This window comes from Flavobacterium sp. WG21, assembly GCF_000335775.1.
GTDB lineage: Bacteria > Bacteroidota > Bacteroidia > Flavobacteriales > Flavobacteriaceae > Flavobacterium > Flavobacterium tructae.
Window position 1 is genome coordinate 1 of record NZ_AMYW01000009.1, and the last position, 14677, is coordinate 14677.

The window sequence follows — 14677 nt, forward strand, 5'->3', positions numbered from 1 at the left end:
GAAGATACCACCAAACCTACCTGGACCACTCTAGCGGGAAGTTTGAATAAAACCATTCAATGTAGTGATACCGAAGGGCTGACAACTGCACAAGCCAGTGCGCCTGTAGCAACCGATAATTGTGATAGCGATGTGACGATCGTGAAAACTACAGGACAGTTTGTACCCTCTGCTACTTGTGCAAATGCCGGAACCTATACAAACAGTTGGGTAGCAAAAGACAATTGCAACAATATTACAGATACTTTCACTCAGGTGATTACAATCGAAGATACCAGCAAACCAGTCTTTAATGGAGTCCTTCCTGCGAATATTACAGTATCATGTGATAAAGTTCCTGCACCGGCTAATATAACAGCATCAGATAATTGTAATGCTAATGTGCCGGTAGTTTATACTGAAACAAAAAACAGTATTGAAAATGAATGCAGCACAAATTATACACTGACCCGTACGTGGACCAGCAGCGATTGTAGTGGTAATACAACTTCCTACACACAGCTAATTACTGTTAAGGATACTACTCCTCCAACAGGAACAATTCCGGCAGATGTTACTTTACAAAACATAGCAGATATTCCTGTTGCCAATACGGGAGCCGTAACCAATACTGCCGATAATTGCAGCCAAACCGTAACGGTAACCGTAAGTGATTCTAATAATGGAGGCACTGGTTGTGGAAACAGTCCTTATATCTTAACAAGAACATACACTTTATCCGATTGTGCCGGCAATAAAACAATACTCGTACAAACCATAACAGTTGTACATGATATTGTTACGACAGCTCCTTTTGCAATTGAAGCCTGTAATGCCGATACTTCAACGGTTAATTTGTTAGGTCCGTTGCCTAGAAATACTTCTACAACCGGTACCTGGATTGATACCAATAATACCGGTGCACTAAACGGCAGTGTTGTAACTACTTTTGGACTTCCGACTGGTAACTATTCATTTGAATATCAAATAAAAGACGAAGCGTGTCCAAGAAGTTTAGTGGTAAACCTTGCGGTTAATGATGATTGCAAAGTTTTGGCCTGCGGAACGATACTGGTTCATAACGCATTCTCTCCTAATAACGACGGTATAAACGACCGATTTGTTATCGACCATATTGAAGACACAGCTTGTTATCCTGACAATAGTGTCGAAATATACAACCGTTGGGGGGTATTAGTATTCGATACTAAAAATTACAACAATACCACCAATGCTTTTGATGGCATTTCAAGAGGAAGAACAACAGTAAGTCAATCAGATGGTCTTCCAACAGGAACTTACTTTTACATTCTTAATTACACCTCCGTAGATGGAAATGGTGCAATACAAATGAACAAAAAAGACGGATACTTATATCTTTCCAGATAAGCAGATACCATCCTGATTGCGTAATTCATCAGTGATCAGGATGGTTTTCAATTGAAAAACTCATGTAATAGATTTCTGAATTCATTTAGCTTATTTTTTTTAAGATTCAAAAGGCAATAACAATATTAAAATAATTTACCTACTATGAAAACAAAATTACTTTCTTTCGTCCTGGTATTTACTGCTATAGTAAGTTATGCACAGCAAGATGCGCAGTTTACACAATATATGTACAATACTATAAATATCAATCCGGCATATGCGGGCTCACGAGGAGCATTAAGCATTTTCGGATTATATCGTACGCAATGGGTTGGACTTGACGGAGCACCGAAAACCAGTACCTTTTCTGTAAATACTCCAATAAACAATAGTAATTTGGGAGTTGGAGTTTCGCTGGTCAATGACAAGATTGGGCCTACAAATGAAAATACTTTTTCTGCAGATCTTTCTTATACCATACAAACCTCAGCAGATTTTAAACTTTCATTCGGGATTAAAGGCTCAGCCAATTTTTTTAATCTCGATGTTACTAAATTAAATCCGGAAAGCCAGGGTGATCCACAGTTTCAGGACCTGAACAATAAATTCTCTCCCAATGTAGGAGCCGGAGTCTATTGGCATTCAGATAAAGCCTACATCGGTTTATCAGTACCTAATTTTATCGAAACCAATCGGTACGATGATAATGATTATGCCATTTACAAAGACAGAATCAATTATTATTTAATTGCCGGGTATGTTTTTGATCTTGACAGACTTCAATACATCAAATTCAAACCCGCTTTACTCACAAAAATGGTTCAGGGAGCTCCGCTTCAGGTAGACGTTTCTGCCAACTTTATGTTTATGGATAAACTTGTGTTAGGTGTTGCCTACAGATGGAGTGCCTCGCTTAGTGCTATGGCCGGGTTTCAGATTAGTGATGGTCTGTACATAGGATATGGTTACGACCGTGAAACCACTAAATTAAACAATTACAATTCTGGTTCGCATGAAATCTTCCTGCGCTATGAATTCTTCAGAAAAAATAGTAAAATGACAACTCCTCGTTTCTTCTAAAATTTTTTATCATGAAAAAATATATACTCCTTTGCACCACCGTAGTAAGTGTTTTTTTATCTAACAGTTTTGCGCAACAGGGTAAAATTGTTTCCGGAGACAAAAAGTACGATAACTATGCCTATATCGATGCAATTAAAACGTATCAGAGAGTAGCCGAAAAAGGTTACAAATCAGAAGATCTCTTTAAGAAGTTAGGTAATTCCTTTTACTTCAATTCCGAATTCGAAAAAGCAGCAAAATGGTATGGCGAATTATTTGCTCAGAATACTGAAGTTGAACCTGAATATTACTATCGATATGCACAATCATTAAAATCAACCGGAGATACAGCCAAAGCCAATCAAATGATGGATTTATTCCGACAAAAATCAAAAAACGACAGCAGAGCCAAACTATATGAAACAGATAAAAATTATCTGGATAAAATAAAAGCCAATTCGGGCCGCTACACTATCGAAAATGCAGGAATAAACAGTAAATACTCCGATTATGGAACAGCTTTCTATCAACACAAAATTATATTTGCCTCAGCCAGAGATACCGGTAATTTCAGTCAAAGAATTCACAAATGGACTGGTGAGCATTTTACCAATTTATATCAATCCGATATCGATGAGAATTTTAATCCTAATGCTCCCAAAAAATTCAAATCTAAAATAAACACCAAATTCCATGAGTCGACTCCTGTTTTTACAAAAGATGGAAAAACTGTTTATTTTACGAGAAACAATTATATAAATGGGAAAAAAGGGAAAAATGAAAGTAAAATTACTTTAGTAAAAATATACAAAGCTACATTTGAAAACGGTGAATGGACCAATATAACAGAGCTTCCTTTTGACAGTAATAATTACAGCACGGCACATCCTGCTTTAAGTCCTGACGAAAAAACACTCTATTTTGCATCGGATATGCCGGGATCAATAGGACAATCTGATCTCTACAAAGTTAGTATTAACGGTAATGGAGAATTTGGCATTCCTGAGAATTTGGGCCCAGGTGTTAACACCGAAGGAAAAGAAAGCTTTCCCTATATAAACGATCAAAATGAAATTTACTTTGCGTCAGACGGACATCCGGGACTGGGAGGTTTGGACGTTTTTGTTGGAAAATTAAGCAATACCGACGTAAGTAATGTTCAAAATCTTGGAGCCGATATCAATTCTCCTAAAGATGATTTTGCTTACATAATCGATACCAAATCGAAAAAAGGTTTTTTTAGTTCCAATAAAGATGGCGGAAAAGGCTCTGATGATATTTATCAATTTTTGGAAAGAATACCACTAACCTGTGTTCAGGAATTATACGGAACTATAACTGATCTGGCTACGGGAGAAGTCTTACCACAAACCAAACTAAGTTTATATTCCGACAGCAATAAAGTCATCGCAACAGCCAACTCTGATTCAAACGGAAACTACACTTTTCCTGTAGAATGTGGGGCAACCTACTTCCTGAGAGCTGAAAAAGAGAAATATTATACCAAAGAAGAAAGTATAACAATCTCAAATAAAAATGGAAGAACAAATTTATCAATAGCATTAGAAAAATCGGATTGCCTGGTAACCATAGGTGATGATCTGGGTAAATGTTTTGGCATTAAAATGATCTATTTTGATCTGGATAAATCAAACATTCGCACAGAGGCAGCTTTAGATTTAGAAAAAATACTTGATGTACTAAACCAGTATCCGAATATGAAATTAGACATTCGTTCTCATACCGATAGTCGGGCAACATTTAAATACAATGAAGCCCTATCCGACAGAAGAGCCAAATCTACCATACAATGGCTGATCAAAAATGGTATCGCACCACAGCGATTAACAGGTAAAGGATACGGAGAAACTGAACTGGTAAACAAATGTTCGGATGGAGTGCCTTGTACCGAAGAAGAGCACCAAATGAACAGACGTAGTGAATTTATTATTACGGCTTTATAATAAAAAAGTACCAATCAATTAATTTTAGGTTCGATTTTTGTTTTACTTTAGATTATTAATAATTTAATACCATTTGAAATCATGAAATCACTAAAATACTTCTTTATTGCAATGACATTCATTGCCGTAAGCTCTTTACAGGCACAGGTATCGGTTAATGTAAATATTGGAACACCGCCAGCATGGGGTCCTGTGGGTTATACAGATGTCCGTTATTATTATTTACCGGATCTCGAGATGTACTACGACATCAATGCATCCAATTACATTTACATAAGTAACGGAAAATGGATCAGAACTAGAAATTTGCCGAGAAGTTACAGAAACTATGACCTTTATAACGAATATAAAGTGGTACTAACCGATTACAGAGGCAATTCACCCTATGACAATTATAAAACTCACAAAGTAAAATATGGTAAAGGCTACAAAGGAAAACCACAAAAAACAATTGGTCAAAAACCAGGGAAAGGGAACAACAAAGAATATAAAGAATATAAAGATAATGGGCACGGAAATGGCAATGGACATGGAAAAGGGCATGGACATGGCAAACACTAAAACGTAAAAAAGAAAGGGGTACTTGGCAAGTACTCCCTTTCTTTATATAATAAATCATTTTTCGCGCTGCGCAAATGTCTCTGACTTTGCGCCAACTTACACTATCTAGTTTAAAGCATATAAGTAATAAAGTGTCAGACTTTAAAAGTAAATTTCTTAGATGTAATTTCCAGAAAAGAAAAGATTTAAAACAATATTAAAAAATAACGGTAAAAAGTCAGGAGACTTTTATAAACTGTAATAATTCATAAGTGCAAAAAAAAGCGCAAAGTCGGAGACATTTGCGCAGCTTTGGGACTTTTATAAACTGTAATGATTCACAAGTGCAAAAAAAAGCGCAAAGTCAGAGACATTTGCGCAGCTTTGGCGATTCAATCCTTTAAAAATTAAAATCAAAATCTAATGTCGTGTTGATTTCCTGCTGTAATTTATCGTCTATTTCTCCAATCTTCCTTAAAGGATTAACGACAATTTCATTTAGCATTTTACCAAATTCTGATACAATCATTTGTATGGTATCTTCCTCAAACAAATCAGAATTGTAATCGATAGTTCCTTTTAACTGATGCTCACTTTCAAACAAATTAAACACAATAGGTATTCTACTGAATTTGCTTTCAATTGGATAAGATGCTAATTTCAATTCATCTAATTCAATGCTGTTTTCAAAATTAAATTCGGGTTTTTGATAGACCAGCATCAGATCGAAAATATCCGACGCTATTTTGTCAAATGGCAGATCCTGATAATTGTTTATTTCCAGTATGTTATGATTAACATTCTCCCATACATCTGTAAAAGTTTGTTCTGACTGTATTTGAGTTCTCAGCACCAGAGTTTTCACAAACATTCCTATTTGATTGTTTAAATCATAGCTATTTCTTCCTGAATTTACGGTACCAATGCATATATCAGAATGGTTGGATAGTTTATAAATTAGAGTATTGATTGAAGCCACTAAAAGGGTGTAGAAAGTCATTTGCTTTTCGGCAGCCAGGTGTTTTAAAAGGAGCGTAACTTCTTCTGTGAGCTCAAATGATAATTTACTTCCGTTTTGTTTATTATTCTGAATACTAAAATCCCTGTCAAATGAATTTTTAGGTGTATAGTTTTGAAGATAATTTTTCCAAAACAACTTATTTTTAGATTGATCCTCTTTTACTGTTTTATTAAACCACTCCGAATAATCTTTAAACTGAAGTTTTAGACTGTTCTCTTTTGTTCGATTTTGAGTGCTTTGATTATAGTTTCGGATAAATTCTTTGATAAAAATTTCCAGTGATAAGCCATCCATCATAATGTGATGTGTCGAAAAAAGGAGTAAATGTTGATTCGTTTCTAAGGGTATCAATTGAGCTCTTATCAACACGTCTTTTTCTAAGTCAAATTCGGTATTACTTAATCGATCGATCGCTTCTTCGATGGAATCATTTTTTAATTGATGTACAACAATTTCAAATCTATTCTTTTCCGGAGCATTTATTTTTTGATACGGAATTCCATCAATTTCAATAAAATTGGTTCTTAGAATTTCATACTTTTCAATGATTTGATTGATGGACTGGTTCACTTTAGCTGTATCTATAATTCCCTCAATAGTATAGCCGGCAGACATATTATAAGCAATCGAATTCTTTGTTTGCTGAGAAGCCAGCCAAATGGTATATTGAGCAGGAGTCAAATCATATAAATCTTTGATTTCAGCTAAAGGTATGGCATTCGATTGGGTTGGCTTTAACTCTTGTAAATAAACAGCCAGTGCTTTTATAGTCGGGAAATCAAAAATCGTTTTTAAAGTAATCTCTACATAAAGGTTTCGGGAAATTAATCCAATCAATTTTACTGCATTCAAAGAATGGCCACCAAGCGCAAAGAAGTTATCCGTTACACTTATGGCTTCTTTTGTATTTAATACTGTTGCCCAATAGTGTGATAGTTTTATTTCTAAATCGGAAACCGGTTCTTTAAAATGCTCTTCGTTTGTATTATACTGAATCTCTCTTTGTGACAACAATTTTCTATCTACTTTTTGATTGGGCGTAAGCGGAAATTCTTCCAGTGGAATAATTGCATTCGGAATCATATAGTACGGAAGCGTCTTTTTCAATTGATTCGTAATTTCAATTGTATCGATGAACTCTTGATTTTTTAAAACATAAGCGATTAAAAAAGCTTCTTGTTGCGCTCCTTTTTTAGCAATGACAACAGTATCTTTAATTGCAGCTATTTGATTGAATTGCGACTCAATATCGCCCAATTCTATTCGATAACCTCTAATTTTTACCTGATTGTCATTTCGCCCTAAAAATTCTATTTCTCCATTGTGATTCCATTTTCCAACATCACCTGTTTCGTAACACAAAGTATTCGTATCAAAAGGATTTTGGATGAATTTTTCTTTGGTTAATTCGTTGTTTTTATAATATCCCAGTGCCAATCCATCGCCAGCAATATAAAGGGCTCCCGGAATTCCGATCGGTTTTGGACCTAAAAACGCATCTAAAATATAGAATTGCGTATTGTTGATGGGTTTACCAATATTGGAGGCTTGCGAGGGGTGCTCTATTTTTTTTATGCTGGACCAAATAGTCGTTTCGGTTGGTCCGTACATATTCCATAATGCGGAACTGTGGCTGATTAGTTTTTGGGCTAGTGATTCGCTTAACAAATCGCCGCCACATAATACTTTTAGTTGTTTATCGCCCTGCCAGTTGGCATTGAATAACATTTGATAAAAACTTGGTGTGGCCTGAAGGATTGTGGGTTTGAGTTCTTCTATTTTTCTAATGATTAAATTAGGATCGGATAACAAATTCTGGTTAGCAATATATAAGGTTGCTCCTGAAATTAAGGGTGCAAAAAATTCTAATATAGAAATATCAAAAGAATAAGTTGTTACTGAAAATAAAATGTCATTTTCATTAATTCCGGGTACCTGCTGCATACTGGTTAAGAAATTAAGCAATGACTGATGTCCAATTTCAACTCCTTTTGGATTCCCTGTTGATCCTGATGTGTATATAATATAGGCCGTATCTTGTGGGGATACGTTTTGAAAAGCTGTTGTATGTAGATCCTCAATTTCAGCAAGAATATGTTCTAATGCTATGGTCTTTACCTGTTTGATCGCCTCAATTTCATTATTATTTTCGTTAATAATGATGCCGGTTTGACTATGGGCCACAATATAGCTTAAACGGTCTTTTGGAAAAGCAGGATCTAACGGAATATAAGATCTGCCTGTTTTTAAAATCCCTAACAAAACAGCGATCATATTAGCAGAGCGACCTAACAAAACAGCAATTGGTGCTTTATCTTCCGTACCAAATTTTGAAACAATATAAGTTGCTATCTGGCTGGATAGCTTATCCAGTTCGCTATAAGAATATGATTTTGTCTCCTCTTTTACTGCAATTTTTTCAGGTACTCTTTTAACTTGTTCCTGAAATAAATCCAGTACCGTTTTATCTTTTGGATACTCAACTTTTGTACGGTTAAAATCAAATACTACTTGTTGCTTTTCTTCTTTGGTTAAGTAGGTTAACTCTTTTAGTTTTTTATCTGAATTATTTAAAACAGCATGAACCAACTTTTCAAAATGATTGACCACTTGTGTGATACTAACCTCATCAAAATAATTCAAATTATAGTCAAAATCAATTTTCACATCTTCTGATTCGTCAAATTCTCTTATGTACAAAGCCAGAGCTACTCTTTCTGATTGATGACTTAATGGAATTACTTTGGTTTGTGTGTTTTTAAAATGAGCGGAGTAATCTTGTTTTTCGTAAGAAAGTGTGATATTAAACAATCGCTCTTTTTGACTGTACAACTGCAATTCCTGAATTAACTTTCCTAAGGGCAGTCGCTGGTGGCGATAATCTTGTTTTAACTGATTTTTGATATCAATTATTAAATCCTGAAAAGTCGCTTCAAAGTCCAATGACATTCTCAAAGGAGAAATTCCCATAAAAAGCCCCACCGTTTTTTTATAAGCAGACTTACTTCTGTTTAAAACGGGCAAGCCGATAGCAAAATCGTTGTTTTCGTGTTTTCTGCCAAAATAAGTGTACAGAATTCCTAAAATTAGAGCAAAAGTGGAACATTTATAGCTTGTGGCTAGTTCATTTAATTGGTTGTAAACCTCTCTTGCAATAATCAGTTCTTTACGGCTGCTTTTGTTTATTTGCACACGGTCATCTAACTTATCGAATAAATTCTCCGGTAATGGTTTGAATTTTTGAGACCAGTATTCTAAATCTTGTTTTAATGATTCTGAATTTTGATATTCGAAATCATCTTGTTCAAAGTCTTTGTAACTAAATGGATAATCGGAAATAATTGCGCCATATTCAGAAATCTCATTGTAGTTCTGAACCAATCTTTGAAACATTAATGAAGTTCCCCAGCCATCGGTTATGATATGATGATACACCGAGAATAAATAGTAAAAATCGTCCTGAACTTTTACTAAAGTGAAAATATGCAAAAGGCTTCCTTTTAATAAATCAAAAGGTTTCATAAATTCCTTTTGCATATAGAGATTTGCTTCCTCAGTTGGGTTTTCAAAGTCTGAAAAATCAATATACCCCAGTTCCGATTGATGGTCTGCTACTATTTGAATACCAACATTTTCTTCCTTTTTTACAATAATACTTCTATAAACATCGTGCTGATCAATCAAGGCAACATAGGCTCTTTTGAATATTTCTATGTTTACTTGACCTTTAATTTCGATTTTAGCCCCAATATTGTAAACAGGCTCATTAGGAAATAATAATTGTTCGAAGTAAATATCTTGTTGGGGCAATGTCAGTTTCATGAATATTCTTTTTATAGTAGTTCCATAACATTATCAGTTACTTTTTATCCATAATTGCTTGGCCGTAGTCCAGTTTTATGATTCTATCGGTCTATTAAAAAAAGGCATCAGTATGGATAACTGCGATAATCGTTTTGCTTCTTCTTTCGGTTTTGGCATTACGTGTTTTCCTAAAAATTACAACGTTTGTCCGATACGCTTATCTTGCGATAATTCATAGAAATATTTGGCTATCCCGATATCAAAAATCGCCATCCCCATAGGACAGAACATTATGGTATCGTTTGCTTTTATAGTTTTTCTTAATTTTCCGGATAAGACATCCGTGATTATAAGAACGTCTTTCTCCAGCAGTCCTTTTGTCTGGTGCATCATTTCAATATCGGTGTTTTCGCGGCATACTTCGTCCCAATTATCAACAATCACGCAGTCAATAAAATCATAAACATCGGCTTCATAATCTCTTAATGAAACATTGAGTTGCAACGAACCCTTTGGAGGTGGAAGATTGATGTATCTTTTTGACGAGGCCGTACAGGTAATAAAAATTTTTGAGTTTAAATACGCTTGTTCCCAATCGTTTGCGAGTACGATTTTATGTTTCCATTTTTCGGGCAGCAACTCTGTGTCAATTGGATTGATATCGTAGACATAAATTTTGTCAATGATATCTTCATGCAAAGTAAAAATCATCTCAAGATGCATCCTCCCAATTGGTCCTAAACCAATAATACCAAAATTTATTTTCTCCTTAATTTCTACTGCTTCTCTGTAGCTTTTTATGATCGCACCAGTAACTGCCGATGTACGTATGGCCGAGACCATGGGCGTATTTATCACCGATATGGGAACACCGGTATCGGCATTATTGAGAATAATAACTGAATTGGCCCTCGGGAGATTATTTTTTATATTGTCAGGAAAGCTGGCGATCCATTTTATGCCCGAAATATTATAATCTCCTCCTACATAAGCCGGCATAGCGATTATTCTGTTTTTTAAATCTTTATATCTAAGGTATGGTTTTATAGGTTGTGCGTAATCCTTTTTTTCTAACAGGAGAACAGTATCTTCAATAACCTGAATAATTTCATTCCAGTTATTCCCTATTTCCAATATATTTTGTTCATTAATGTATTTCATAAGAAGTTTGTTGAAAGCATTTATAATCTATTAATTCCAGGTAATCATCGCCGGAATCGGGTATAATGACCAGGCAATTCTGTTTCTTTTCAGAATTTTCAATATTTTGCAAGGCAGCATAAAAAGCCGCTCCTCCGGAAGCACCAGCCAGGATACCGTACTCATGGAAAAGTTTTTGGCAGCCGCTTATGATTTCCTCTTCACTTAAAATAACATGATCATGTATGTCTGCCAGGGCAATAAAATCAGATGTTTTGCTGGCACCAATACCCGGTAGTTTGCGTTCTTTGGTTATGGTAGAAAAAATCAGTGAGCCTTCAATATCTACCGCTATAATCTTTATTTTTGGAAAATACTTCTTGATATGCTGTGATAATCCGGTGACTGTGGCTCCCGAACTCACAGAAATAAAAATATAGTCTATTTCATCAATTTGATCTTTTATCTCCTCCATCATCGCATTATAAGCCAGGTAACAATTCTTGTTTTTATATTGGTTGGGCTGGAAAGAATTTTTATTTTCTTCAAGATAGTTTTTGATAAATTTTATTCTGTTCAGTAAATAATTACCGGTCTCGTCTTTTTGTGTGATCTGAACGATGTGACTGCACAGCAGTTCCAGCTTTTTCTTTTTGTATAAAGAGATGCACGGATCTATAACCGGTATAAACTTTAGGTCCAGTTTTCTGCAGATCAAAGCGAGCGCTATCCCAAAATTTCCCGAAGTAGATTCGATTACAACTGTGTCTTCATTGATTGAACCATCAAGAATTGCTTCTTCTATTACTTTAAATGCAGATCGCATTTTTATACTACCACCCAGTTGATAGTATTCTACTTTTATAAAAATATTCTTCTCTGCGCATATATTATACAAAGGAGTATTTCCAATAAGTTTTTTTAGTTTGTACAGTTTGTCTAATAATGTATTCATCGATTAGGATTTGTGTTTTTTTGCAATGCAGATATAGGACAACGGATAGGAAAGTTCTTTTTGTTCCAGGTCTTCTTTTAAATTTGATATATCATTCGCATATTCAAATAATTTGTAAAGTGACAGCCCATTATCGGCAATGGCATTGAATAGGTCGGAGAACGTATAATTAAAACTATAGTTTGCGCTTCCTTCATATTCGGTTTTTCCTAAATAATCCAGGCCACCCTCCTCTTTTAATGGTTCTTTTCTAAAATAATTTTCTTCTTCCGAAAGTTTCATATCCTCATCGATAAGCCAGCTAAAAGGATGTTGCTCCTGAATAACCAGAAATCCTTCAGGAGATAATGCTTTAGAGATTTTTTTGATGATCTGATTCAAATCAGGCAGCCAAACCAGGGCACCTACTGTCATTAATACGATATCAAATTTTTCGTTTTCTATAATTTCGTCCATTTCATAAACATCATAGACATGAAATGTACAGTCAAGCCCCAGTTGGTCGTTTAGAAAACGTGCCGAATCGATCGCTTCGTCAGAGATATCGATACCGACACATGTGCCGGCATTCATTTTTTTTAACGAAATCAGTTCCTCACCGTCGTTACAGCACAGTTGAAGTATTGATTTGTTTTGGAATGTTATTTTATTTAATACTTCCAGAAGGTTCTCATCCAAGGTACTAAAGTCCTCTAAAGTGAATTTGCTTTTATATCTCTTCTTAAAATCCTGATGCATTGGATTCACCTCATTCCATGCGATCCTGTTTGCTTCGGTATATTTTTTATAATCCATATCGTGTATAATTTTTTGATTATTAGGAGTTCTTTTTTAAACATTCCTTTAAAAGCACTGGCGAAAAAATAATTGTTTAACGCCAGTACTTCTTCTGTGATTTTTTTTCTGAATACGGATCTCAACTGTTGACCATTAATTTCGTTATCAATAGTAGCATCGCTGTACTGATTCCACTTGTCTCATCGCTTCTTTTAAAACAGTCCCGAGTTTTTATCAATACGATTAACTACTTCTGCAATAGACGGATACCTATACAAAGATACATTCAATAGTTGGTGAATCTTTTTCAAAATTTTCGTTCTCAGCATCAAAAAGATTACACTTTTTCCAGATTATCCTGTTTGTTTAAAATAAAATTACCCATAACCAAATAATCAATATTGGATTTCAGAAAAGTTTTTATCGCATCCTCAGGAGTACAAACAATTGGTTCTCTATCATTAAAAGAAGTGTTTAAAACCATCGGGATACCGGTTAGTTTATAGAATTCTGATATTAACCCATGATATTTTGGATTGGTTTTCTGATTAACGGCCTGTATTCTCGAAGTCCCGTCAACATGCACTACTGCCGGTATAAGTTCTTTTTTATTGGTTAAAGCCGGGTAAGCCATAAGCATGTACTCGGATACAGGTGTGCTTTTTTTAATGTCAAACCAGTTTTCTGTTTCTTCTGATAAAACACTTGGGCAAAATGGTCTGTGATCTTCCCGGTGTTTTACTATTGAATTGAGTTTTTTAATCATATGGAAATTTCTCGGATCTGCCAAAAGACTTCTGTTTCCAAGCGCCCGGGGTCCAAATTCCATTGCTCCCTGAAACCATCCAATAATATTACCTGCTTTAATAAGTTCTGCTGCTTTCACTTCTATGTCTTCCACATGTGAATACACCAGATTTCTCTTAGACATTTCATTGTGTATTTCTTCGGTCGTAAATGAAGGCCCTAAGAACGTATTGTCCAAAACCAATCCTTCTAAATTACCTTCTGCTTCAATATTCAGTTTTAAAGCCGCTCCCAATGCAGTTCCCGCATCATTTGCTGCCGGCTGTATAAAAATATTTTTGAATTTACTATTTTCAAAAGCGATAGTGTTGGCAACACAGTTTAAAGCTACACCACCCGCAACACAAAGATTTTCAGATTTTGTTTCTTCAAAAAGCCTGTCGGTAACTTTTACAATAATATCGGTTGTCCATTTTTGCAGAGCAGCGGCAATATCCTTGTGTACCTCTTCTAATTCATCTAATGTTTCTCTTTTTTTAATGTTGAATAACTTTTCTAACTTAGAATAATCTTCAACCCTGAAGCACAGTACCTCATTATCCAGTTCAAAAATAGTTTGATCATTGATGGAAATTATCTTACTGAATTCCTCTTCGAATGTTAAAGGATTTCCGAACGATGCTACGCTCATTACTTTACATGCATCGTATTCTGAAAAGCCTAAAAATTTAGAAATTTTCTCCCATAAAAAACCAATCGAATTAGGATAAGCAATTTGTTGTACTACATCAATATTTTTGCCATGTCCGTAAGCAAGGGTGGTCGATTCAAACTCACCGATTCCGTCAATAGAAAGTATGGCCGCATCACTAAACGGAGATGGATAGTATGCTGATGCACAATGTGCTATCGCATGTTCGATAAAGCTAAACTGTCCCTTGAACCCCATTTCCTGGAGTTTTTGAGGAATTTGTGTTAATTTATCATAGAATAACTTTTCGCCATCCTCACAACCCCAATTGTTTGGTACGAAACGATCTTCTGAAGGTATGTTTTCTAATCTTCTTTCAGGTTTAAATGAAAACCCTATTAGAGAAACATCTTCTAAACTTACTCCCCCCATCTCGAGACATTTGTTTATTGCAAGAATCGGCAATTCATCCGGATTGTCAATTTTTGATTCTTTTGCATGTTTGACTCTTGAGAGTCTTTCTTCTTCAATAGCCGCCACTACTTTGTTATCAATTATTAAGCATGCCGCTGATTCATGGTATACACAATTTATTCCTAAAATAATATTTCTCATAATTTTGTATC

9 protein-coding genes are annotated in these 14677 nt (G+C 35.1%); 4 read left to right on the forward strand and 5 right to left on the reverse strand.

Annotated elements, in window-relative coordinates:
* From C245_RS0109105 to C245_RS0109120, 4 genes are all read left to right on the forward strand, one after another.
* Positions 1 to 1368 (forward strand): gliding motility-associated C-terminal domain-containing protein (locus C245_RS0109105; protein WP_017496282.1); only part of this gene is annotated, 1368 nt, incomplete at its 5' end.
* Positions 1369 to 1512: 144 nt separating this feature from the next.
* Entirely contained in the window at positions 1513 to 2430 is a 918-nt protein-coding gene (locus C245_RS0109110) for a type IX secretion system membrane protein PorP/SprF (RefSeq protein ID WP_017496283.1), read from the forward strand.
* Between the two features lie 11 nt (positions 2431 to 2441).
* Positions 2442 to 4376, forward strand: coding sequence for an OmpA family protein (locus C245_RS0109115; protein ID WP_017496284.1), 1935 nt, complete (start codon positions 2442 to 2444; stop codon positions 4374 to 4376).
* A gap of 81 nt (positions 4377 to 4457) precedes the next feature.
* Positions 4458 to 4937: a hypothetical protein gene (locus tag C245_RS0109120; RefSeq protein ID WP_017496285.1), complete on the forward strand. Its 480-nt coding sequence runs from the start codon at positions 4458 to 4460 to the stop codon at positions 4935 to 4937.
* A gap of 379 nt (positions 4938 to 5316) precedes the next feature.
* Here C245_RS0109120 and C245_RS0109125 read toward each other — a convergent pair whose 3' ends face one another.
* From C245_RS0109125 to C245_RS0109145, 5 genes are all read right to left on the reverse strand, one after another.
* A complete protein-coding gene (locus C245_RS0109125) occupies positions 5317 to 9759 on the reverse strand; it encodes a non-ribosomal peptide synthetase (RefSeq protein WP_017496286.1) in 4443 nt (1480 codons plus the stop codon).
* 177 nt (positions 9760 to 9936) lie between these two features.
* On the reverse strand, positions 9937 to 10902 hold the full coding sequence (locus C245_RS0109130) for a hypothetical protein (protein ID WP_017496287.1): 966 nt from the start codon (positions 10900 to 10902) through the stop codon (positions 9937 to 9939).
* Positions 10889 to 11836: a cysteine synthase family protein gene (locus C245_RS0109135; RefSeq protein ID WP_017496288.1), complete on the reverse strand. Its 948-nt coding sequence runs from the start codon at positions 11834 to 11836 to the stop codon at positions 10889 to 10891. The genes C245_RS0109130 and C245_RS0109135 overlap by 14 nt, the downstream gene beginning before the upstream one ends.
* 3 nt (positions 11837 to 11839) lie before the next feature.
* On the reverse strand, positions 11840 to 12631 hold the full coding sequence (locus C245_RS0109140) for a bifunctional 2-polyprenyl-6-hydroxyphenol methylase/3-demethylubiquinol 3-O-methyltransferase UbiG (RefSeq protein WP_017496289.1): 792 nt from the start codon (positions 12629 to 12631) through the stop codon (positions 11840 to 11842).
* Between the two features lie 319 nt (positions 12632 to 12950).
* Positions 12951 to 14666 (reverse strand): carbamoyltransferase C-terminal domain-containing protein, encoded by a 1716-nt coding sequence (locus tag C245_RS0109145; protein ID WP_017496290.1) that lies wholly within the window; start codon positions 14664 to 14666, stop codon positions 12951 to 12953.
* Positions 14667 to 14677 lie beyond the last annotated feature (11 nt).